This window comes from Myxacorys chilensis (assembly GCF_059505265.1).
Window position 1 is genome coordinate 37,053 of record NZ_JCACKG010000235.1, and the last position, 19,121, is coordinate 56,173.

19 protein-coding genes are annotated in these 19,121 nt (G+C 47.8%); 12 read left to right on the forward strand and 7 right to left on the reverse strand.

The genetic code is table 11. The features are described 5' to 3' along the window. Window positions 1-672 precede the first annotated feature (672 nt). On the forward strand, window positions 673-1,683 hold the full coding sequence (locus AC5JLB_RS24335; RefSeq protein ID WP_495876414.1) for a DMT family transporter: 1,011 nt from the start codon (window positions 673-675) through the stop codon (window positions 1,681-1,683). A 69-nt stretch (window positions 1,684-1,752) separates the two neighbouring features. On the opposite strand, the gene AC5JLB_RS24340 is transcribed toward AC5JLB_RS24335, so the two are convergent. Beyond that, window positions 1,753-2,226, reverse strand: a complete 474-nt coding sequence (locus AC5JLB_RS24340) for an acyl-CoA thioesterase (RefSeq protein ID WP_495876415.1) — start codon at window positions 2,224-2,226, stop codon at window positions 1,753-1,755. A gap of 127 nt (window positions 2,227-2,353) precedes the next feature. On the opposite strand from AC5JLB_RS24340, the gene AC5JLB_RS24345 reads away from it, so the two are divergent. Continuing rightward, the gene (locus AC5JLB_RS24345; RefSeq protein WP_495876416.1) at window positions 2,354-3,202 is read left to right on the forward strand and encodes a universal stress protein; all 849 of its coding nucleotides are present in this window, start codon (window positions 2,354-2,356) and stop codon (window positions 3,200-3,202) included. A gap of 319 nt (window positions 3,203-3,521) precedes the next feature. Here AC5JLB_RS24345 and AC5JLB_RS24350 read toward each other — a convergent pair whose 3' ends face one another. Beyond that, window positions 3,522-3,938 carry a hypothetical protein gene (locus tag AC5JLB_RS24350; protein WP_495876417.1) on the reverse strand — a complete coding sequence of 139 codons (417 nt, stop codon included), beginning with the start codon at window positions 3,936-3,938 and terminating at the stop codon, window positions 3,522-3,524. A 522-nt stretch (window positions 3,939-4,460) separates the two neighbouring features. On the opposite strand from AC5JLB_RS24350, the gene AC5JLB_RS24355 reads away from it, so the two are divergent. The 4 genes from AC5JLB_RS24355 to AC5JLB_RS24370 all read left to right on the forward strand — a co-directional run bounded on the left by AC5JLB_RS24355 (window position 4,461) and on the right by AC5JLB_RS24370 (window position 7,710). Next, window positions 4,461-4,649, forward strand: coding sequence for a CsbD family protein (locus tag AC5JLB_RS24355; RefSeq protein WP_495876418.1), 189 nt, complete (start codon window positions 4,461-4,463; stop codon window positions 4,647-4,649). A 458-nt stretch (window positions 4,650-5,107) separates the two neighbouring features. After that, a complete protein-coding gene (locus tag AC5JLB_RS24360) occupies window positions 5,108-6,259 on the forward strand; it encodes an NAD-dependent epimerase/dehydratase family protein (RefSeq protein WP_495876419.1) in 1,152 nt (383 codons plus the stop codon). 3 nt (window positions 6,260-6,262) lie between these two features. Then, window positions 6,263-6,550 (forward strand): hypothetical protein, encoded by a 288-nt coding sequence (locus tag AC5JLB_RS24365; RefSeq protein WP_495876420.1) that lies wholly within the window; start codon window positions 6,263-6,265, stop codon window positions 6,548-6,550. 26 nt (window positions 6,551-6,576) lie between these two features. Then, on the forward strand, window positions 6,577-7,710 hold the full coding sequence (locus tag AC5JLB_RS24370; protein WP_495876421.1) for a glycosyltransferase: 1,134 nt from the start codon (window positions 6,577-6,579) through the stop codon (window positions 7,708-7,710). Between the two features lie 113 nt (window positions 7,711-7,823). Here the strand turns inward: AC5JLB_RS24370 and AC5JLB_RS24375 are convergent, their stop codons facing one another. The 5 genes from AC5JLB_RS24375 to AC5JLB_RS24395 form a co-directional block, all read right to left on the reverse strand. Beyond that, a complete protein-coding gene (locus tag AC5JLB_RS24375) occupies window positions 7,824-8,075 on the reverse strand; it encodes a DUF7219 family protein (protein WP_495876422.1) in 252 nt (83 codons plus the stop codon). Between the two features lie 363 nt (window positions 8,076-8,438). Further along, the gene (locus AC5JLB_RS24380; RefSeq protein ID WP_495876423.1) at window positions 8,439-9,167 is read right to left on the reverse strand and encodes a J domain-containing protein; all 729 of its coding nucleotides are present in this window, start codon (window positions 9,165-9,167) and stop codon (window positions 8,439-8,441) included. 97 nt (window positions 9,168-9,264) lie between these two features. Beyond that, window positions 9,265-10,233, reverse strand: coding sequence for a cysteine synthase A (gene cysK / locus AC5JLB_RS24385; protein ID WP_495876424.1), 969 nt, complete (start codon window positions 10,231-10,233; stop codon window positions 9,265-9,267). Window positions 10,234-10,303: 70 nt separating this feature from the next. Next, window positions 10,304-10,777 (reverse strand): RrF2 family transcriptional regulator, encoded by a 474-nt coding sequence (locus AC5JLB_RS24390; RefSeq protein ID WP_495876425.1) that lies wholly within the window; start codon window positions 10,775-10,777, stop codon window positions 10,304-10,306. 357 nt (window positions 10,778-11,134) lie between these two features. Beyond that, on the reverse strand, window positions 11,135-12,856 hold the full coding sequence (locus tag AC5JLB_RS24395) for an iron uptake porin (RefSeq protein ID WP_495876426.1): 1,722 nt from the start codon (window positions 12,854-12,856) through the stop codon (window positions 11,135-11,137). 394 nt (window positions 12,857-13,250) lie between these two features. On the opposite strand from AC5JLB_RS24395, the gene AC5JLB_RS24400 reads away from it, so the two are divergent. From AC5JLB_RS24400 to AC5JLB_RS24425, 6 genes are all read left to right on the forward strand, one after another. Continuing rightward, a complete protein-coding gene (locus AC5JLB_RS24400; protein WP_495876427.1) occupies window positions 13,251-14,819 on the forward strand; it encodes a metallophosphoesterase family protein in 1,569 nt (522 codons plus the stop codon). Window positions 14,820-15,127: 308 nt separating this feature from the next. Beyond that, the gene (locus tag AC5JLB_RS24405) at window positions 15,128-15,820 is read left to right on the forward strand and encodes an HAD family hydrolase (RefSeq protein ID WP_495876428.1); all 693 of its coding nucleotides are present in this window, start codon (window positions 15,128-15,130) and stop codon (window positions 15,818-15,820) included. Between the two features lie 4 nt (window positions 15,821-15,824). After that, window positions 15,825-16,037 (forward strand): hypothetical protein, encoded by a 213-nt coding sequence (locus AC5JLB_RS24410; RefSeq protein WP_495876429.1) that lies wholly within the window; start codon window positions 15,825-15,827, stop codon window positions 16,035-16,037. Window positions 16,038-16,293: 256 nt separating this feature from the next. After that, window positions 16,294-16,965 carry a hypothetical protein gene (locus AC5JLB_RS24415; RefSeq protein WP_495876430.1) on the forward strand — a complete coding sequence of 224 codons (672 nt, stop codon included), beginning with the start codon at window positions 16,294-16,296 and terminating at the stop codon, window positions 16,963-16,965. A 472-nt stretch (window positions 16,966-17,437) separates the two neighbouring features. After that, a complete protein-coding gene (locus AC5JLB_RS24420; protein WP_495876431.1) occupies window positions 17,438-18,127 on the forward strand; it encodes a hypothetical protein in 690 nt (229 codons plus the stop codon). A 392-nt stretch (window positions 18,128-18,519) separates the two neighbouring features. Then, window positions 18,520-18,945, forward strand: a complete 426-nt coding sequence (locus AC5JLB_RS24425) for a hypothetical protein (RefSeq protein ID WP_495876432.1) — start codon at window positions 18,520-18,522, stop codon at window positions 18,943-18,945. Window positions 18,946-19,121: the final 176 nt, after the last annotated feature.

The following is a 19,121-nucleotide window of genomic DNA, read 5'->3' on the forward strand; positions in this document are numbered from 1 at the left end:
TCTCAACTTGTAGTCTGAAGGCACAAACTTATTCATAAAAGATCTGACACAAATGCTAAATCGTTAAGTATTTCGTTCACTTTTGGGTTTTGTACAATTCTCATTAGTATCAACCTTTAGATTCTGCTGTTCTAGCGATTGAAAAGTCTATCTTTCTACCGATAGACTAAATCTGTATGAAGTGTACATAGACATATTGCGTTCTTCAAGCTGCTGCTTCCTCTCTTATGGATTAAACGCCACCAAGAGGTGCGGTAGATATTTCTCACGATTCGCCGTCGCTTAGAATGTGGCAAAGTCATTCTTTCCGAAGTTGCGTTTTGTGCTAATTGCGACACGGCATTTCTACATACAAATCATTTCTACACACAAATAGAGAATGATGGTGGAATTCATTTCTTGATGCGTGTTTTGTGTACCTAAAATGCAACAATAATAAGAGTTATTCCCATCCACGAAGCATTCTAGCCCTAGCTTAGTTAACTTTTTCTGCGAAGAGATAACTAAGTCAGAACTTACGCATTCTCCCTCCAAAATCCTCAAATTCGGAAGATTATCTCCTTTCTAAACTTGAGACTTGGAGGCAAATTTTTGATGAGCATACGTAATCCCTATGAATTAACGCTTTGCCTAAAGGATGAGGGGTGTTAAGACGGCTTTTAGGCACTGAATATGACCCATCAACTACGACTGCCACAGAAGTTAGAACAGAAGTTAGAGTGGCAGCCTATCACCTTCATCGATCTGACGACTCTACTTCTGGCGATTTTTGCCCTTTCCTCTGCTGCTATTTTTATTCGATTAAATGAAGAAAGTTTAGGACCGAATTCGACCATTTTTAATCGATTCTGGGTCGGAGCGATCGTACTGGGTGTGGGGCAAGTGATCACGATGCGCCGCCAACCGCCTGCTGTTGCACCACAACCCTTTACAGGGCAAACGTTACTTCTGCTGATCGCGATGTCCTGCACGTTTGTCGGGACACTACTCATGTGGGCTTGGTCGCTGACTCAGACTGGCGTGGCTAACTCCAACTTGTTTCATAACGTGACGCCTTTGTTTACTACGATCGGAGGCTGGCTATTTTTGAGACAACGGTTTGACAACCGTTTTTTAGTCGGGATGGCACTCGCACTTGGCGGAGCGGGCTTGATTGCAGCCCAAGATTGGCAAGTCTCTGGGGAACACTTTGTAGGCGATGCCGCCGCGATCGGGTCAGCCGTGCTGTCGGCAGCCAATCTGATGTTGGTCGAACACTTGCGAACCCGATTTTCTGCCTCAACTATTTTGCTGTGGTGTTCTGCGATCGGATCTGTTTTAACCTTGCCGATTGTATTGCTAACCGGAGAACCTGTGTTTCCCAACAGTGGGTCGGGTTGGATATGCGTGATCGCGATGAGTGTGATTTGTCAAGTCATTGGGCAAAGTCTTCAGGCCCACAACCTGAAGCGGTTTTCGGCAGGTTTTGTTGCTGTGTTTCTGCTGCTCGATCCGATTCTGACAGCCATTTTCGCCTGGATCATATTTGCCGAACAGATCAGCGTCGCCAGTGGGCTGGCGTTTGGCTTAGTTTTGATTGGGATCTATTTAGCAAAGTCTAGTCAAGGCATTGATAAAGAGCGCCAAGATGATGCTTTATTGAATCTGACATCTGAATTGGCTTCGCCAAGCCTGAAAGGATGAGCACGTTAGAACTAGCAGCACCAGCCCTAGACACCCAGTAAACCCTAGATGCCCAGTAAACGTTAAGCTTTATCTCATTTTCTCCAACGCATCTTTCATGCTCGGCGGCAACCGTCGCATCACCTTTCCATTCTGCAAATCCACTGCCACCAGCGTAATTCGACCCGTTAAAAACAGCAGTTCACCGTTGAGCGATTGAATCTGATAATCGCAGTGAATTCTGACGCCTTCCATATCCCCAATCCGAGTCTTAACAATTGCCTCCATTCCCATTCGCATCGGTTGGTGATAGCGAAGGGATGCCTCAACTACAGGGAGATTGCAGCCCGCAGCGACCAAATCGGCAAACTCAATTCCCAGCGATCGTAAACATTCAACACGAGCTTCTTCCATCCAGGTCAAATAGGTTCCATGCCAGACTATACCCGCATAGTCGGTATGGTGAGGATGGACTTTCACCAAATACTTAAACCAATCTTCTGCAACGACAGACAACGAAGGTTGGATAATGTTGGAAGTGGGGAGTTGAGATTGTTCTGTCACGTTCACGATCGTCCTACAAAAATCACGACTAGACCTGGCTATGAGTAACGGAAAGTGTAGTTTACAGGATTAATGTCGAGCTAGGTGTTTCCGTTTTGCTCTAGTCTAATTAAACCGAGGTAATGCGATGATAGAAAAAATTTTACTGGCTGATTCAGGAACCGGACACTCCGAAGAGATGTTAAAAGCGCTGATGGAGATTCCATCGATTCAGCGTGCATCGGTAACGGTACTGCATGTTGTTCCCGAACAGGTCACGTCTGAGGCGATGTCGCAGCGTTGGGAAGAAGGCGGAAAGCTATTAGGAAAAGCTGTTGAATCGCTCAAGCTTGACCCAAGCCGAGTGTCTGCCGTTCTCCGCCAGGGCGACCCGAAAGACGTTGTTCTCAAGGTTGCAGATGAAATCGATGCTAACTTAATCATCATGGGGTCGCGCGGTCTAAAGCGGCTCGTCTCGATTTTAGAAAATTCTGTTAGCCAGTATGTGTTTCAGTTGACCTCGCGCCCGATGCTGCTGGTAAAAGACGATATTTATGTTCGGAATCTAAGCCGGATTACCGTTGCGATCGACAGATCGGAAGCAGCAAAACAATGCCTCAATCTTGCTCTATTTCTATTGCGTGACATTCAGGGCGGACAACTCAATTTAGTTAACGTCAGTGCTGATCCAAAAGTGACAGCCGATAAAAAAGGTGCAGAGGCTGAAAAAGATCCAGTGTTTGCCAGCGCGATCGCAGACGCCAAACGTTTAGGCATCAACTATCGCTGCTTTGTGACAACAGGTAAAGCGGGAGAGGCAATTTGCCGAATGGCAGAGGAGGTTAAAACCGATCTGCTGATGCTTGGATCGCCCGATCGTCGTCCCTCGATCGCGAAAGGATTACCAGACCTCGATCGCTTGTTAGGTACGTCGCTATCTGACTATGTTCGAGTCTATGCAAACTGTCCAATTCTATTAACTAGAACAATAGGATAGGTCGTGCTTTGAGTTAATAATTCTCCATTAGCAGCGGATGAGTAACGGCTGTCAGAATATAGTGAATGAGTTGTTAATCTCATCCATTGGTTGCGAAGCATTGTAATGCATCCGCTACTCATCCGCTGCCATTCTGCCTGTTGTATCTGATACTAATGCGAGTAGTTTTGCCATAAACGAAGCGATGGTCAGATGTGTAGTCTAACCATCGCTTCGTTTATGGCAGTGTGATATTGATCAAGGATGAACTTTGAGAGGGAATAGTTTGTCCTTTACCTTTTTTAGAAACGTTGCTTATGATGCTCCAACGCTTAGACCCTTAGACCGCTCCCGGCCCTTTGCCGCGCTGATCGCCCTCGGTGGTTAGCTTCCCTTTTTCATCCTGATTAATTTCGCGGTACTCTTCAGCTCGTTCTGCTTCTGCTTCCGCTTCTGCTTGTTTTGCATCGCCCGGAACCTCGTAATACATCTCCGGCTCGATGGCGTAGTTGTTCACCAGTCCTTCCTTATCAACCGTATATCCATCGGTTGTACGTATGCTCTCATTGTCTGTCTGATCGTCCGTTGCCGCACCCGCTTCTCTCTCTTCAGTCGGAGTCGTCTTGAATTGATCGCCTTCTCGTTCCCTACGAGCCGCCGTCTCTGCTGGAACAATCCCGCGATCGTAATGGTCTTCTTGCACTCGGTCTGCTGAATCGGTAGCAGTTGTTTTAGCGTTGCTAGAATCTTGGCTCATAATTTTCCCACTTGTAATGAGTAGTTTACGTTCAAGCGAAACCGTAACAAAACTTATTCGGTTTCTGGTAGTGATTAAACAACAGTAAACACATAATAACTTCGCTCAGTAAGCCTTATGCTTATCAGGCTTAGTTCTATTAATCTATGTGTACTAAACAATTGTTGTTACATGTCTAAATGTATTAAATTTTTTATTCATGTAACTTTTATATGTCCTAACCTACCAGACATTTTGGCTCAGCCATGCCCCCCTTTGGGTAGAAATGCATTGAGGTAAAGTTAGCGGCGATCGCAATCTCACCTCATGCTTAAGTAGGAGTTTTATACCCGCGATCGCTTAAACACTTCCTTCTGTAGATTGATGTTTTAGGGAGCAAACCCCGCTACTTTTTTAATTATCAGAAGAGAAAACAGACTGTGCGGAATGAGTTAATTTCTCTCTGAGTTAATGCTCTTCTGATAAATCAGTAACTATCACTAAATTAAGTATCTAAAATCAAATCAATTAAGGAGTAATGTCATGAGCTTAGAAGAAAGAGCGAAGGCAGCAGCTAAAAACATTGAAGGCAAAGTGCAAGAAGCTGTAGGTGAGTTGACAGGCGATCCTAAAGATCAAATGGCAGGGAAAGCAAAGCAGGTAGAAGCGGCGGCTCGTCATGTCAAAGAGGATATCAAAGATGACTTTAAGCGTGACGTAGACCAGGTGTAATCTCTATGCTTCGTATCCGTGATTTGGTAGTGTTGTAGACCTGTTGACTAGCTTCGATGCCATGTTGTAAAGACGCAATTAATTGCGTCTTTACAACTGTGATAGGAGAGCGTTCAACCATAGATTTACAAACCGCTATTTTTAACTCTGCTCATGAACTCACTTATAGCCTTGCAGGGCAAATCGAAAGATGTGTGAATTCTGAGGGTTTTCGGTATTGCCGCAACTAGCGAAAAGCACAACTTCAGAAAGAGAAAAAATGGCTCTGCCAAGCTCCTGAGTGTCACTGCTCCAATTTCTGCTTTGTCTTAACCGCAACTTAACTCTCCAGCTAGATGCCTATTCACTGTCTCAAATCTCTTCTGTTCTTTACACCCACGCCCATTCATTAACTACTATCAACTGCGACCCCAAACCTGGTAGATTTGGCAAAGTATCAGCACATAAAATTGAGCAAGATGAAAGTTCTAGTGATTGGTGGTGATGGCTATTGCGGTTGGGCGACAGCCTTGTACTTGTCAAATCGAGGCTATGACGTCGGAATTTTGGATAGTCTAGTGCGGCGACATTGGGATAACGAGTTATGCATCGATACCTTAACGCCGATCGCGCCGATTCAACAACGCTTGAAGCGATGGAAAGATCTCACGGGTAAAACGATCGATCTTTTCATTGGTGACATCACGAACTACGAATTTCTCGATAAATCACTCAATCAGTTTGAGCCAGAGGCAGTTGTTCACTTTGGCGAACAGCGCTCCGCTCCCTTCTCCATGATCGATCGCGAGCATGCGGTGCTAACTCAGGTCAATAACGTTGTTGGAACGCTCAATTTGCTCTACATCATTAAAGAGCGTTTCCCCGACTGCCACTTGGTCAAGCTCGGTACAATGGGCGAATACGGCACACCCAATATTGACATCGAAGAAGGCTACATCACGATCGAACATAACGGGCGCAAGGACACACTGCCCTATCCAAAGCAGCCTGGAAGCATGTATCACCTCAGCAAGGTACATGATTCTCACAATATTCATTTCGCCTGCAAGATTTGGGGTCTACGTGCTACTGATCTTAACCAAGGCATCGTGTACGGGGTCTTGACTGAAGAAACGGGCATGGATGAATTGCTGATCAACCGCCTCGATTACGATGGCGTGTTCGGCACGGCATTAAACCGATTCTGCATTCAAGCAGCAGTAGGTCACCCGCTCACAGTTTATGGAACAGGTGGACAGACTCGCGGACTGTTGGACATTCGCGATACAGTGCGGTGCGTTGAGCTAGCGATCGCGACCCCTGCCAATCCGGGAGAATTCCGCGTCTTCAACCAATTCACCGAAATGTTTAGTGTGGGTGACCTAGCAAACATGGTGCAGAAAGCCGGATCAGCATTAGGTGTGAAAGTAGACGTTCAAAACGTGGACAATCCTCGCATTGAGAAAGAAGAACACTACTTCAACGCTAAAAACACCAATTTGCTAGATCTCGGACTTCAGCCCCACTTCCTGTCAGATTCACTGCTCGATTCGCTGCTTAACTTCGCGATGAAATACAAACATCGAGTCGATGAGTCTCACATTCTGCCCAAAGTAACGTGGAAGCGATAGCTCATGCCCCTTCGAGTTTTGATATTGCTGCTGACAACGGTTCTGCCTGGATTAGGAGCAATGGCGCTCAGCACTTTTTACTTATTTGCGGATTGGACGGCATTAGATAAAAGTCATCAAAACTATGAAAGGCTCATTATCGCAGGCGCGAGTATGCGAGAGTTATCTATTGCAGAATCAGCAGAAATGCGACACCGCCTCAACTGTTTTGCAGAAGGCGTAGGCGTTCTACTAGGGAGTGTGATTGTTGCAATTGGTGTGCATGGATGCACACTCCCTAAGCAGCAGTAACCGTTTTATTGTTCATCTCTTCATTTATGCGAATCGCTTTATTTACTGAGACGTTCCTTCCTAAAGTTGATGGCATCGTTACTCGATTGCGGCACACGATCGATCATCTGCAACGCCTAGGTGATGAAGTTTTAATTTTCTCGCCAGATGGAGGGCTAACCGAATACAAAGGCGCAAGGATTTATGGCGTATCTGGATTTCCGTTACCATTGTATCCAGAATTGAAAATGTCGTTGCCGCGCCCTGCGATCGGGTACGAATTATCGGACTTTAAACCTGACATCATTCACATTGTGAATCCTGCTGTCCTTGGATTAGCAGGATTGTTTTATAGCAAGACTCTAGATATTCCATTAATTGCGTCTTATCACACTCATCTGCCCGAATATCTTCAGCATTACGGCTTGGGTCTGTTAGAAGGAGTCCTGTGGGAACTCTTAAAAGCTGGACACAATCAGGCAGAGATCAATTTGTGTACGTCTACTGCCATGCTGCAAGCCCTCACAGAACACGGCATCGAGCGGGTAAACCTGTGGCAACGTGGAGTCGATACCGAAACTTTTCAGCCTCATCTCGCCAGTTTGGAGATGCGAAACCGCTTAAGCCAAGGGCGTCCTGAAGCGCCATTGTTGCTTTATGTGGGTCGGCTCTCCGCCGAGAAAGAAATCGATCGCATCAAACCCATTCTGGACGCGATTCCTAACGCTCGCTTAGCCTTGGTAGGAGATGGACCGAACCGCCAAGCTTTAGAAAAGCATTTTGCAGACACGCCTACAAATTTTGTCGGCTATCTTGAAGGGCAAGAATTAGCGTCTGCGTTTGCCTCTGCCGATGCTTTTGTGTTTCCGTCTCGAACCGAAACACTAGGATTAGTGTTGCTCGAAGCGATGGCCGCCGGATGCCCAGTTGTAGCAGCGCGATCGGGGGGAATTCCCGACATTGTAGAAGATGGGGTCAACGGCTTTTTGTTTGATCCAAAAGACGAGGGAGGCGCGATCGCGGCAACTCAATATCTGCTCTCTCAACAAGAAGAGCGAGAAACGCTGCGGCGTAATGCTAGACAAGAAGCGGAGCGCTGGAACTGGTCAGCCGCCACTAAGCAATTGCAGCAGTACTATCAACGTGTTGCTGCAAAACGCCCGCTTTCTTCAGTGGTCTGAGGTGAGGGCTGAAGAAAGTAAAAAATTCTGGAAGAGTCAGCGATCGCGCGTTTTCTTCCAGAATTCATTAAGCAGATTCAACCATGCTGATTCAGTTAATTCGCTGTCCCTGACTAAGAATTTTCCGAATTAGGATTGCTACTGCCGATGCCTAACTGCTTTCGGCTCTTTTTAAGCTGCTTCCAGAGCGAGCGAATCTCTCGATAAGATTCTTCTGGCGTCAATTTTCCGCCAGTTTCTAGACAAGAAATATAGCTCACGCGCTGAGAAAACTCCTGCAAATTAGCATTAAAAACTAAGTTCTCAGGCTTCACCGCGCCACGGTAACGACTGCGAGGGTACAAAAAGTTATATTGGTCTGGCATCTTTATCTCCTCATCTAAAAGTTGTTTCTGTTTCAGCGAGGGAAGAAGCGGGAATGCTATTCGGCTGAAACTGAGTAGATAGGAACAACTTAAGTATTCCCAGAATACGGTAGTAATTGAAAGGGTCTTTTAGTTTAACTTAACCTTAATCGAATGTTAACCTGATTAGGCAGAAATATAATGTGCCTAAAGTAGCTACCTTAAGCGAAAGTAGGCGATGCGACGCCCTAGCGGTATCTAGTACAGGCGCTCCTTTAGAGCTTGCAAAGTGGTCTTTTAAAGTTATGCTCTGCGTCGATCGCAACTGATTCAATTTGTCAACTGCTCCTAACAAATTGAAATTGCTGTACTCATCTCCTCACCCTACTGCGGTAACTCTCGAACCGCCGCGACGGCTTCTCGTCGCAGTCGTTCAGCAATCCGAAAAAGTTCGCGCCCCGTATGGATATGGCGATCGTCGTAGTTTAGCGTAAAGTACTCTAGCTCATAAATTCCGTCATTCACTTGGTTTATACAGTGATACAGGTTGGCAGCAGCGGCAGCAGCACTTGGCGGATTGGGTAGTGCTTGAAAGCTTTGCTGTCCTTTGTCGATCAGGGCTTTACAGTCCTCTAGGTACGATTGAAACGCTTCCATCAATTCATCATCAAAGGGGTCAGCCGCAAGCTGATCGAGTTGGGATTTGAGCGGACGCAAGATCTGGTTTAGGATGCGATTGACGGGTGTGTAGACCCGCTTGAGCCACAGCTTAAGCTGATGATCTGCATTTTGTTCTGCCTCTCGTTGCTGACGATAGCGCTCTTGCGCCGCTTCTGTTCGTTGGCGACGTTCCTCTACAGCATCGACGGAAAATCCAACCGCTTCGAGCTGTTCGCTGAGTTGCAGGTGCTGATCGTACTGTCTACGATTTTGCGGATCACCTAAAATTTCGTAGGCAGCATTAATTCGGGAAATCTTGTCGTGGTTAGCGGTTTCAGCGTTAGTATCGGGATGGAATCGTTTTGCTAAGCGCCGATAGGCTTGTTTGATTTCAGCTTGGGATGCGGTTGGCTGAAGATCTAGGGTTTGGTAGTGAGTTGAAGAAATCGACATACCGCTATTTTAAAAGAAGAAAGACAGGAAGACCAAGGCTCAGTGAACCTTTTGCTTCCTTTTCTTTCTCCTATTCACATAGCAAATTTAGATCGCTCTAGCCGTCTAACATCGCGGCGGGTATCGCCATCTCTAAATCTTGAAACAGGGCAGTACTGAGATAGCGCTCGCCAAAGCTGGGTTGGATCATCACAATTAGCTTACCCGCATTTTCTGGACGTTTTCCCACTTCTAAAGCCGCTTTTAGGGCAGCACCACTAGAGATACCGGAGAGCAACCCTTCTTCCCGCGCGAGGCGGCGTCCATATGCGATCGCATCATCATCGCTCACAGAAATCACTTCATCAATCAAGTTGACATTTAGCACAGGCGGAATAAAGCCAGCTCCAATCCCTTGAATTTTGTGAGGCCCCGGACGCCCGCCTGAGAGAACTGGGCTGTTGGTCGGCTCAACCGCAATGGCCTTAAAGCTCGGCTTTCGCTGCTTAATGACTTCTGCGACACCTGTAATCGTGCCGCCCGTGCCGATTCCTGCTACTACGAAATCAACTTCCCCATCGGTGTCTTGCCAGATTTCTTCTGCGGTGGTTTCCCGATGAATTTGAGGATTCGCAGGATTGCGAAACTGTTGCAGCATGTAGGCATGAGGCGTCGTATCGACAATGCGTTGCGCTTGTTGAATGCAGCCCGCCATGCCTTCGATTCCTGGCGTTAGGACGAGTTCGGCCCCGTAAGCACGCAGCATCGATCGACGCTCAGAACTCATGGTTTCTGGCATAGTCAAGACTAGGCGGTAGCCTTTTGCAGCCGATGCCATCGCCAAGGCAATCCCCGTATTTCCAGAGGTTGGCTCGACTAAAACTGTCTTTCCAGGGGTAATCAAGCCTTCCCGCTCTGCGGCGTTGATCATGCTGATGCCAATCCGATCTTTCACTGACGCAGAAGGATTCATGCCTTCCAGTTTGGCGACGATGCGAGCAACGCAACCTGACGCTTGAGGAATTCGATTTAGCTGAACGAGCGGCGTGTGACCGATGAGTTCCGTAACGTTTTGAGCAATATGCATGGCTTTAATGAAGGTAAAACAGCGTCTAAGAAAAAACAATGTAGATGTAATACGGTTAGATGTAATACGGTTAGATGTAATACATCAGGTCAAGCTGTTGTCGGGCATCGCGGCGATCGCACAAATCTTGAAGCGTGTAGTTCTGTAAAATTGTCTTTGCAGCTTGATCGGCTTCTTGCCAAACCTCGGCAATGATACCGCCCTCAAGTGTTTTTGTGAATTTTGCTGCATCTTCCTGCTCCTTCGCTTGAGCATCAAAGCCTTCTAAACAGGCGACAATTTCAAGAAGTGTAATTTTCCGAGGTTCGCGGGCGAGCAGATAGCCACCCTTTGCGCCGCGCTGCGATCGCACTATCCCTCCTCGCCGCAAGGTCGCTAGCAGTTGTTCTAAGTAGCGATCGGGAATGTGCTGTTGAGCAGAAATTTGTCGAATTTGGAGTGGCTCTTTACTAGTGTAAACATCGGCAAGTTCTAGAAGCGCGAGGAGCGCATATTCACTTTTACAAGACAGTTCCACGGGCACAGTAGGTTGGGGATCAATCAAGGACGAGCTTCTTCTAGTATACTCCGGTTTTCCACTAGGGTTTTGTAGGTTTCTAAAGAATTGACGGAGAAGCTCTCGCAAATAGCCACGTCTGGTGTTCTCCTGGGTCGTAGCATAATTGTAGAGTACTAGCAGTCTGGCTGAGCAGAATGACAAGCAAGGTAAAGAGCTAGAGCAGGATGACTTTAATACAAAGCGAAGTTCCAGAAGGGTTGGTAAAGTCTGGAGATTGCACTATCGCAATATTTTCAACGGGATAAGATTCTGAAACATCCTGCCTCACAAAAAACGCCCCGCGTTAGGCGAGGCGTCTATCAACCAAAACTCAATCAGACAACCGAAATTCAATCAGGGACTTTAGAACGTAAAGGTCGTGCGGATCGTTCCGACATATACCGTATCGTTGGCGTTGTTGTGTTCAGGATTGAAGATCACAATAATGCCAGGCGTGATGGAGATCTTGTCGCTAAACTGGAAGCGGTATAGACCTTCTAGATGCAGCGAAGAATCTTGATCTTCTCGGCGAACCCCATTCGCGCCTACAAAGTCGTTATCAGTAACTTTGGGAGGCATACCAACAATGATGCCTGCCATGTTGCCTTTTTTGCCTAAATCTGGGAAGGCCAACGTGACTGCCCAGTTCAGAATATCAGCATCTGCATCTGCTCCGGTTTGACGGTGAGCCTTGGTTAAACCACCCCAACCAGACAACACAAACTTAGGCGTGATGCGGATAGACCCTTCTACCCCAAAGTGGTCTGCCGATGTTGCAGCACCGTTAAATGGATTGTTCGCAAAAGCGCTACCGGTCGCAGCCGACGTGGTCACGTTTGTCGCACCCGCTCCGCCCAGAGGACCGCGATCGTAAGAGCGTACATAGGTGAAGCCTAAATCAATATTTCTGCTAGGCTTGAACGCCAACTGCGCGAGCGCTGCATTGGAACCGTTCAAGAAACCTTGCGCGGCACCCGGAGCCGACGCTTCATCGGACAAGTAGCCCAGAGACACCGTAAAGGCTTGGTTCAACGGTAAGGTCAGTGTTGCACCTGCGCCGCTACCACTGGGGCTCGCCCCTTGGCGATAGATTGGGTTAAACCGACCAAAGCGAGAGATCGCTCCTTGAGCATCGCTGGCGAATAATGGGTTAAAGTTCGGAACGTTGTTGTAGAATTCGCCCCCCACCGCATCAATCGTCAGATTACCGGCTCCGACCGGAAAGCGGTAGTACAGCTTGTCCAGTCTGAAGCTGTTGTTGGCAGGAGTGCCCGAAGGCTGCGATCCTTCATAGGACAAACGAGCCATATTGGTTCCCGTTGCTCCAGCAAAGTTCGGAATATTACGGCCCTGCAGGCGGGTAAATAACGTGTCTTTTCCGGTAAAGCTCGTTCTTAAGCCGACGCGGACGCGATCGCTAAATACTGTATTTTCATCAACGCGACCTGCTGACCCAGCAACTGCCCCAGAAGGCACGGCTCTATCTCCTCCCAAAGCTCCAGCAATGCCGAAAATGGCTTCACCCTGAAGTTTGGTTGTGGTCGAGAACTGCTGCTTCTCTAAGGTCGTGGTGCGAGCTTCTACTGCGTCTACCCGTCCCCGCAAGGTGGCCAGTTCAGCCGCAAATTCTTCTTGCAGCTTTTGAAGCGTGGCTAAATCTTCTTTTTTAACCAGATCTGCGGTTGAGGCTGCAATGAGTTCGTTGACGCGATCGAGGCAGGCATTGAGACCTGCGGCAAATTCATATCGAGTCGTGGCGCGATTGCCGCGGAAGGTGCGGTCAGGATAACCTGCAATACAGCCGTAACGCTCAACGAGCGATTGCAGCGCTTGAAATGCCCAATCCGTAGGGCGAACATCAGAAAGTTGCGAAACCGAAGTGACTTGATCGACGGCATTCGCATCTTCTGTACTACCATCTGCATTACCATAAGTCTCAATTTGGTCTAGAGAAACTGGGGTCTGCGCTTGGGTAGACACATCAGCCGCTTGAGCCATGCCCGCACCAACGGTAGCAGAGACCGCGATCGCAGCACCCAAAAGTGCAGGACTAGTCAGCAATGACTTCCACAAATGATTCGACATGTTTGCTTTTCCTTTCACACCATTAATAAACCGAGTCGGCTTGTACAAGACTGCAATGCTTGCAAAAGCCAGTACCTGCGTTGCCCTTTCTAAACTGCACACTTATTCAATCTGAAGCTGCATATTTAGCTCGCTCAAAAGTATATCCTAAGCAAGGTATATCCTAAGCAAGTTCGTGTTAGAGAGGAATTTTTCTAACTTGAGGCAGATGTGAGTATACAGAAGTTCCACCAAAAGTGTTGTTTCCTCGAATACAAATGGCGACTGAAAAGCTCCATTTCAAGGCATGAGCTTCGATGGGCGGAGGCGAAAATTTTAGCCCACGGTAGATGTAATTAAAACTAGGGATATCGCTACGATTTAGGGAACAGTGCCCACCTAGACATGAAGAGTTATGCGATTCGTAACTGATCCAGCAACCGCCATCAAAATTCAGAAGATGCAAGAGCGAGTCTGCTGGGGGTCGCCAGAGATTCAAACGCGCGGCATTGATCAAACGCGCTTGATGCTGGCAGATGAGCAGAATGATGCGCCAGAATTTTCGTTTTTAGTAATTGGCGATAGTGGCTCTGGCAAACATCAAGGAAACAACCCACAGCGACGAATTGCTGAACAGATGTTGACTCAGTGGGATGAGTGCCGCTTTATTTTACATACGGGAGATGTGATCTATTTAGTCGGTTCGAGCGAATTCTATCCGCCAAACTTTATCGAGCCATACCGAGAATTTCTGGTAGGCGGGGAGCATTACAAGCGGCTGAGTTATGAGCAGATGGTGTTTAAGTTGCCGTTTCTGCCTGTGCCAGGAAACCACGACTACTATGATTTGCCTGTGTTCTTGGGCGCGATCGCACAGTTGACCTACCCGCTTCGTCGCTTGCTGCAATCGCGGCTGGAGTTCGATTTGGGTTGGCACGGCTCAGGGCAGGGCAAAGCTTACACTCAAGCCTTTATCGATCCGTTGTGGATGGTCGAGATGAAAGGGCAGTTGGGACAACATCTCGATCAGTATTACAACGCCAAAACGTCTACCGGACGATGTTTGCAGTACGAGCCGGGGCACTTTACCCGCGTGCCAAACCGCTACTATAGTTTCTGCTACGGCGGCGTTGATTTTTTTGCGCTCGATTCCAACACGTTTAATGAACCTGCTCCATTGCCGTCCGATTCGGCAGGAGACGAGTATCGGCAGGTGCTACAAACTCGCCGTCGTAAAGTAGAAGCTGAAATGCAAGCATTGGTGACTCAGATTGAGACGCTTAGCCCAACTCAGCAAGAGGAGGCAGATCAAATTGACGATATGCGGGTTAAGTTGCAGCAGCTTGAAGAAGTGCAGATTGACATTGATAAACAATTAACTGCCGACCAAGCGATCGTGATTGACACCGAGCAATTGAACTGGTTGCGCGATCGCTTAATTGATTCTTGGCGCGATCCGGAAGTTCGAGGGCGCGTTTTGTTTTTCCACCATCCGCCCTATGTGACAGAAGCGACAAAGTGGCATCAGGCACAAACGTTAGCGGTGCGGTTACGGCTGCGACAAGTGTTAGATGAAGTAAAAGCCGCCGTGGGAGACATTGCGAACGATCAGCCGATTGTCAATTTGGTGCTTAATGGTCACGCGCATTGTTTTGAGCATCTGAGAACGGTTGACACCGGGGCGGGTGATGCGAATGTCAACTGGATTGTCTGTGGCGGCAGTGGCTACAGTTTGCGACGGCAGCGGATGGAAGGCGATGTGTTGAGTGAGCGGTTTCGCGTGTCTAGCGACGAAACCACCGTTGCGAAGTCTCATTTATTTGTGGGGCGTGAAGGACAGGGTTCGCGGAAACGCCGTCCCTACTCGTTTGTCCGCATTGATGTGCAAGCAGGAAATCCAGTCAAGTTTGTGGTGCGCCCGTTTGTGTCGGAATGGTATCGAGGGGAGTGGAATGATCGCGCCTTGACGCCGTTTACGATTTAACAAATGTTCGTTGTACAACCAAGTGGTGTTTCGGAGCACGAGATCGTAACTCAGTTCCCAACTTGGGAATAAAGGAGCGTGCGATCGTAACTCAGTTCCCAAGTTGGGAATGAAAGATCATGCGATCGTAATTGAGTTCCTAAGTTGGGAACGAAGGATCACGCGATCGTAACTCAGCTTTCAAAACCGCAAAGACGCTGCATCACATTAGTTCTTTACCTTTCACTTTCTTTACTTCTTATTGAAGACGTTAGCTCTATTCACAATCATTAGGCTGAGAGCAGCTTTCATTGTGGAGAATGGGTCATATGACCTTGCAAGGCATACTTCTGGACGTAGACGGGACATTGATTCTTAGTAATGATGCCCATGCGAACGCGTGGGTTGAGGCATTCGGGGCATTTGGGTATTCGATCGCATATGACCAAGTGCGACCGTTAATTGGCATGGGCGGCGATCAAATTCTTCCAATGCTGGTTCCGGGGTTATCTGATGAAGAAGGCGATGGCAAGAAGATTAGCGCTCATCGTAAAGCCATCATTGTCGAACGGGTCGGAGCGATGTTATCGCCCACGAAAGGAGCAAGACAACTGGTAGAAAAACTCCAGCAAGATGACTATTCAATCGTCGTTGCCAGTTCAGCAACGCAAGCAGAACTCGATATTCTGCTAGAAGCGGCTGATGTCAAAGATCTGTTGAATGATATGCCGACGACTTCAAGCGATGATGCCGAGGCTTCAAAACCCGCTCCTGATTTGGTCAACGCGGCTCTCAAGCGAGGCGGCTTTGAACCCAATCAGGTTGTCATGCTCGGAGATTCACCCTATGATGTGGCAGCAGCAAACACCGCAGGCGTCGAAGTGATCATGTTCCGCTGCGGCGGATTCAATGACAGTGAATTAGAAGGCGCGATCGCAATCTACGATGATCCAGCCGACTTACTCGCCCACTACGATCGCTCTCCATTGGGAACAAAAACACTGAAGTTAGTGGAGCAATAGCACAATGGCTCATCCTTTTCATAATGAGGAAACATTAGCGGACGCCGTCGCGGAACTCGCGGAGGATGCGCTAAAGCAGGGGTTAATTCCGAGCTATGTTGTCCATCATTTTCGGGACTATAGAGATTTTTATATTCCCAATGAGAAGGAATCTCAGAGATTGAGTGCTGAGGAAGCGTATCTGAAGCTGAAGCGATTGGTAGACGGAAAGAGCTAAACGATGGTGCAGCTTATTTGTCGCTGAAATCTTGAGGGGCGGCTGGCGAGTTTAACAGAATTGTTCTGCCCTGCCTTAAGATTTTGCAGTAAGAAACTAGAATTTTCGCCGCGATCGCGCTTCTTAAGCTGAGGCAGCAAGGTCTAGACCGAAGTTAAGTGCTCTTACGGACAGAGGAATTATCTAGCCCGGGCACAATATTCGTGGATGAGGTGAGTGATCACCCCATACGTATTGACTACCCAGGAAATCTGTGATGAGCTTCTTATCGTATTGGGCTTCAATCGCCTGCAAGGGAGGGCTAACTCTTGCTGGCATTATTGGCTTCGCTGCCTTTGCAAGTTCCCCCGCGGGGGCTGAAAACGCTTCGATTCAGGGTGCTGCCACTCGCGCCACTCCGGGGGGCTACTCCTCCTCAACAGCGGGTCAAATGATTGCTCCCGATAGTACCTATTTCAAAGGTCCTTTAGAAATCACACCTACATTTACAACTCCTGTGGGCGGTGGAACCTCAATTCCCACAAGCCTACGGGTGAGTGCGGTAAATGGAGTGCAACCCGGTGGTGCTGGTTATTATGACCCTCAAACCTTGAGCGCCATGCTGACCAGTCCTGCACTAATGAGTGATCCTCAACTGAAGGAGCAAGCCTATGCTGCTCTCGATGCGGCATACCCTAATTGGGGGGGAGTCGGGCAGGGTCTGGGAATGTATCTTCGCACGGACTCATACTGGGGTAATATCAACCTGAATCTAGTTTTGCAGTGGAATCCTTGGCTATTGCCAGCTATCATATCGCGTGTTTCTCCTCCTGACATCAAGAAGACTGTCATCACCAAACTCAACACCATTGATATCAACACTCAACAAGGACGCGATGCGTACTCTGCCATTGTTAAAGCAGCATCGGGAGCAAATGGTTTAGAGTAACCTGCCGTTTCTAGAAAGATTGTGGAGATCGATTTCGAGAGGTGCAGCAATTGTGCCTCTCGATTTTTTATTTTGGGGATTCGACCGTTAGCGTTTGATTGAAGCACCTAAGGGACTTGCTAAGAAATAGTATCCCGCTTCGGATCTCGGGACTGCGCTTCACATTCAGCCCGTCCAGCGCGACTTTCGCTATGGATGGGAAGGGCTAAATAGTCGTACAGGTTGTTTTGGTTTCTAAATCTTGATCTTGAGAGGTGCGGCTTGAACATTTAGTGGGATTCCTTTGCCTCTCCCAGTTTGTTTGCAACAGAATTAAGGCTTTCGCAACGATCGCGCTGTTTGCGTTAAGGCGTCAAGAGTTAGATATAAGTTAAGTGACGTTGCGGAAGAGTAATTATCTGGTCTGGGCACAATATTTGTAGATGAGGTGAGCGATCCCCCCACACGTATTGACTACCCGAGGAAATTTGTGATGAGCTTTTTATCGTACTGGGCTTCGACTGGCTTTAGGGGAGGGCTAACTCTGGCTGGCGCAATTGGCTTAGCCGCCTTTGCGAGTCTCCCAGTGGGGGCTGAAAACGCTTCGATTCAGGGTGCTGCCACTCGTGCGACTCCGGGAGGCTACTCGTCCTCAACGGCGGGTCAAATGATTGCCCCCGATAGCACCTACTTCAAAGGTCCTTTAGAAGTCACACCCACGTTTACGACTCCTGTAGGGGGCGGAACCTCGATTCCAACGAGCCTATGGGTAAGTACGGTGAATGGGCTGCAAACCAGTCCTGGTTCTTATGATCCTCAAACCTTGAGCGCCATGCTGACTAGCCCTACACTATTGAGTAATCCTCAACTGAAGGAACAAGTCTATGCTGCTCTCAATGCGGCGTTTCCTGGTGGTTACGGTTATTTCGATGCAAACGGCAACATCGTGGTCGTGAATGGGCTTGGAGAGTTTGCCCGCATAGACCCATTCCTCAGTGCCAACCTGCATTTTCTTCTTTCTAATTCTATGTATCTGGCTCCTGTCGTTTCGCGTTTGTCTACCCCTAATATTAAGCAGGCTGTCATCACCAAACTCAACACCATTGATATCAGCACTCAGCAAGGACGCGATGCGTATTCTGCCATTGTTAAAGCCGCATCGGGAGCCAATGGTTTAGAGTAACCTGCCGTTTCTAGAAAGACTATGAGAGATTGGCTTCGAGAGGTGCGGTAAACGCGCCTCTTTTTTATTCTAGGGATTCGATCGTTACCGTCGGATTGAATCACTCAAGCCTCACCGCAACAAATTCAAACTTAGCATTCGGTAGTTGAAGCGCCCTAACTTCACTCGCTCAATCTCAATTCTTTTGCAGACTGTTTCTGAATAAACAAGCAAATCTAGCTATTAATGCCCATGCTACAGAGACAATTACTACTTTAAGAGCTAGTAATTTGCAACCAACAAGAAATTTGTGTGAAATTACGGACAAAGTGCTTGGTGCTGTGGGGAAAGATAAACAGGTGACAAGTTAACACAAGCTTGTCAGGTATTGATCCTTAATCGAGGAGTCTGTAATGAGTTTGTTATCTCAATCTGTTGGTATTGTTAAAGGCGGTTTGGCTCTAGCTAGTTTCGTTGGAGTTGTCGCTTTAGCAGCTTCACCTGCATCTGCTGAAAATGCTTCGATCAGTGGTGCAGCAACTCGGACTACTCCCGGTGGCTACTCTGCCTCTCTTTCGGGTGAAATGGTTGCTCCCGAAGGCACATACTTCTCAAGTCCCTTGATGGTAGATGCGGTTTACGATGTTACACTTCAAGTCCCCACGAAGTTGACGCTGACAGGTGGTGCTTTGACAACTAGCACTGTTCCTCTCAATGCTGATACCCTAAAAGCAGCAGTTATCACCAAGCTAAACGGTATTGCTGGAACCGATCAAGCAAGTATTGATGCTTATTCTGCAATTCTTAAAGCAGCTTCGGGTGCAGACGGTCTAGAATAGTTTCTCTTAAATCTCATCAAGTTTTGGGTTAGGGGTGCGTTAGCGTACCCCTTTTTAATTGCAAAATTCTGGGCATTAGCGAATCATTTTTATCGCCGACGCCCAGAATTGTTATTGAAGCTAGGAACGTGGATTAAATAAGACCGGCGGAAAAGGGAAAGGTGATAGGCTTGGAA

Coding starts and splice junctions, on each gene's coding strand:
- AC5JLB_RS24335 (WP_495876414.1), top strand. CDS start 673: ATGACCCATCAACTACGACTGCCACAGAAGTTAGAACAGAAGTTAGAG.
- AC5JLB_RS24345 (WP_495876416.1), top strand. CDS start 2,354: ATGATAGAAAAAATTTTACTGGCTGATTCAGGAACCGGACACTCCGAA.
- AC5JLB_RS24350 (WP_495876417.1), bottom strand. CDS start 3,938: ATGAGCCAAGATTCTAGCAACGCTAAAACAACTGCTACCGATTCAGCA.
- AC5JLB_RS24355 (WP_495876418.1), top strand. CDS start 4,461: ATGAGCTTAGAAGAAAGAGCGAAGGCAGCAGCTAAAAACATTGAAGGC.
- AC5JLB_RS24360 (WP_495876419.1), top strand. CDS start 5,108: ATGAAAGTTCTAGTGATTGGTGGTGATGGCTATTGCGGTTGGGCGACA.
- AC5JLB_RS24365 (WP_495876420.1), top strand. CDS start 6,263: ATGCCCCTTCGAGTTTTGATATTGCTGCTGACAACGGTTCTGCCTGGA.
- AC5JLB_RS24370 (WP_495876421.1), top strand. CDS start 6,577: ATGCGAATCGCTTTATTTACTGAGACGTTCCTTCCTAAAGTTGATGGC.
- AC5JLB_RS24375 (WP_495876422.1), bottom strand. CDS start 8,075: ATGCCAGACCAATATAACTTTTTGTACCCTCGCAGTCGTTACCGTGGC.
- AC5JLB_RS24380 (WP_495876423.1), bottom strand. CDS start 9,167: ATGTCGATTTCTTCAACTCACTACCAAACCCTAGATCTTCAGCCAACC.
- cysK (WP_495876424.1), bottom strand. CDS start 10,233: ATGCATATTGCTCAAAACGTTACGGAACTCATCGGTCACACGCCGCTC.
- AC5JLB_RS24395 (WP_495876426.1), bottom strand. CDS start 12,856: ATGTCGAATCATTTGTGGAAGTCATTGCTGACTAGTCCTGCACTTTTG.
- AC5JLB_RS24400 (WP_495876427.1), top strand. CDS start 13,251: ATGCGATTCGTAACTGATCCAGCAACCGCCATCAAAATTCAGAAGATG.
- AC5JLB_RS24405 (WP_495876428.1), top strand. CDS start 15,128: ATGACCTTGCAAGGCATACTTCTGGACGTAGACGGGACATTGATTCTT.
- AC5JLB_RS24410 (WP_495876429.1), top strand. CDS start 15,825: ATGGCTCATCCTTTTCATAATGAGGAAACATTAGCGGACGCCGTCGCG.
- AC5JLB_RS24415 (WP_495876430.1), top strand. CDS start 16,294: ATGAGCTTCTTATCGTATTGGGCTTCAATCGCCTGCAAGGGAGGGCTA.
- AC5JLB_RS24420 (WP_495876431.1), top strand. CDS start 17,438: ATGAGCTTTTTATCGTACTGGGCTTCGACTGGCTTTAGGGGAGGGCTA.
- AC5JLB_RS24425 (WP_495876432.1), top strand. CDS start 18,520: ATGAGTTTGTTATCTCAATCTGTTGGTATTGTTAAAGGCGGTTTGGCT.